General features: G+C 74.5%; 2 protein-coding genes. Both read left to right on the plus strand.

Annotated elements, in window-relative coordinates:
* Positions 1–99: 99 nt before the first annotated feature.
* On the plus strand, positions 100–1422 hold the full coding sequence (locus LE181_RS31650) for a histidine kinase (protein WP_225665042.1): 1323 nt from the start codon (positions 100–102) through the stop codon (positions 1420–1422).
* Positions 1419–2048: a response regulator transcription factor gene (locus LE181_RS31655; RefSeq protein WP_225665044.1), complete on the plus strand. Its 630-nt coding sequence runs from the start codon at positions 1419–1421 to the stop codon at positions 2046–2048. Before LE181_RS31650 ends, LE181_RS31655 begins: the two co-directional genes overlap by 4 nt.
* Positions 2049–2110: the final 62 nt, after the last annotated feature.

Here is a 2110-nt window from a genome sequence, read left to right on the forward strand (position 1 = left end):
GGCCCCGGTCGGGAATCGACCGGGGCCTTCGTCGTTCAACGGCGACCGGACATCCGGGTGGCAGCCGGGACATCGGGTGACAAGGGGGCGGACGGACGCATGGGCATGCGGTCGTGGGTGCGCGAGTGGCGGGGGCGGAGCAAGGTCGCCCAGGTCGACAGCTACATGCGGTGGACGCTCTACGGGCTGCCGTGGCTGTTCCCGCTGACCACCGCCCTGTCCTGGCTCTCCGGATCCGGACGGCGCCCGGGCCCGGCGGTGTGGCTGCTGCTGGGGCTGTGCCTCGTCCAGTGCGCGCAGGGCGTGGGGCTGCTGCGGCGTTCGCTGGACCACTACCTGCGCAAGCGGCCCGCCCCGTGGTGGGGGCTGGGCGTCTCCGGGGTCTTCTTCGTGCTCACCCTTGCGGCGTTCGTGGCCGTGGTGCGGGTGGAGGGGGTGAGGCACGTCACGGCGAACGCGACCGTGCTGCTGCACGGGGGACTGATCGTCTTCGGTTCGTACAGCCTCCTCACCCGCAGGATCCGCACCTACCTCGCCGGGTGCGCGCTGGCGGGGCTCGTGGTGGGGGGAACGCTCGCCGTGGTGGCCGCCCGGGATCCCGGTCCGGCCGTGCTGGTCGCCGTGCTGATCGCCGCCTCGCTGGTGTTCGCGCTCGGGGTGTGGGGCATGGCCGCCGTGCGCGCCTCGGCCTGGTTCCTGCGCGTGCTGTGGGAGCTGGAGGCCGCGCGGGGGACCCAGGCGCGGCTGGCGGTGGCGGAGGAGCGGCTGCGGTTCTCGCGGGACATGCACGACGTGCTCGGCCGCAATCTCGCGGTGATCGCGCTCAAGAGCGAGCTCGCCGCACAGCTCTCCCGGCGGGGCTCCTCCGCCGCGGTGGACGAGATGGGCGAGGTCCAGCGGATCGCGCGGGACTCCCAGCGGGAGCTGCGGGAGGTGGTGCGCGGCTACCGCCAGGCCGCCCTCCACACCGAACTGGTCGGGGCCCGGGGCGTCCTGGCCGCGGCGGGCATCGAGTGCCGGATCGACGACGCGGGCGGGGCGGAGCTGCCGCCGGCCGTCCAGTCGGCGCTGGGGTGGGTGGTCCGCGAAGCCACGACGAACGTGCTGCGGCACGCGGAGGCCAGCCGCTGCACGGTGCGGCTGCGGGTCGCCGACGGGGCGGCCGTGCTGGTCATGGAGAACGACGGCGTGCGCGCCGCCGGCGCCGCCGGTCCGTCCTCCGGGGGCGGCTCGGGGCTGGCGGGGCTGCGGGAGCGCCTGGCGGCGCTGGGCGGCACGGTGTCCTCCCTGTACGACGCGCGCAGGACGTTCCGGCTGACGGCGAGCATCCCGCTGCCGGGTCACGGCACCGGCGCCGAGGAGCCGGCGGAAGGGCCCACGGCCGCCCTGGCGGTGGGCGGCGAGGAGAGGAGGGGCGCATGAGCGAGGAGAGGGGCACGGGGCGCGTGCGGGTCATGCTCGCCGACGACGAGCACCTGATCCGGGGGGCCCTGGCCGCGCTGCTGGGCCTGGAGGACGATCTCCAGGTCGTCGCGGAGGCGGCCTCGGGACCCGAGGCGCTGGCGATGGCGAGGGCGCACCGGCCGGACGTGGCGGTGCTGGACCTGCAGATGCCGGGGGCGGACGGTGTGATGGTGGCCACATCGCTGCGGTCCGAACTGCCCGGCTGCCGCACCATGATCGTGACAGGTCATGGCAGACCGGGACATCTGAAGCGGGCCCTGGAGGCGGGGGTCCGCGGCTTCGTCCCGAAGACGGTCTCGGCGCAGCGACTGGCGGAGATCATCCGTGCCGTGCACGCCGGAAGCCGGTACGTGGACCCGGAGTTGGCGGCCGACGCGATCAGCGCGGGCGATTCGCCGCTCACGGCGCGCGAGGCCGAGGTCCTCGAACTGGCCGAGGACGGCGCGTCCGTCGCGGAGATCGCCAAGCGGGTGTCGCTGACGCCGGGCACGGTCCGCAATTACCTCTCGGCGGCGGCGCTGAAGCTCGGTGCGGAGAACCGTCACGCGGCGGCGCGCATCGCACGCTCCCAGGGTTGGCTATAGTGGTGTCCGCACCGCACGGAAGCGCGGAGCGAATGCGGACGTAGCTCAGTTGGTAGAGCACC

Origin of the sequence: Streptomyces sichuanensis (assembly GCF_020328095.1) — a bacterium.
GTDB lineage: Bacteria > Actinomycetota > Actinomycetes > Streptomycetales > Streptomycetaceae > Streptomyces > Streptomyces cinnamoneus.

Bases quoted from the DNA above. Each gene is read 5' to 3' on its own strand.
- LE181_RS31650 (WP_225665042.1), top strand. From the start codon at position 100: ATGGGCATGCGGTCGTGGGTGCGCGAGTGGCGGGGGCGGAGCAAGGTC.
- LE181_RS31655 (WP_225665044.1), top strand. From the start codon at position 1,419: ATGAGCGAGGAGAGGGGCACGGGGCGCGTGCGGGTCATGCTCGCCGAC.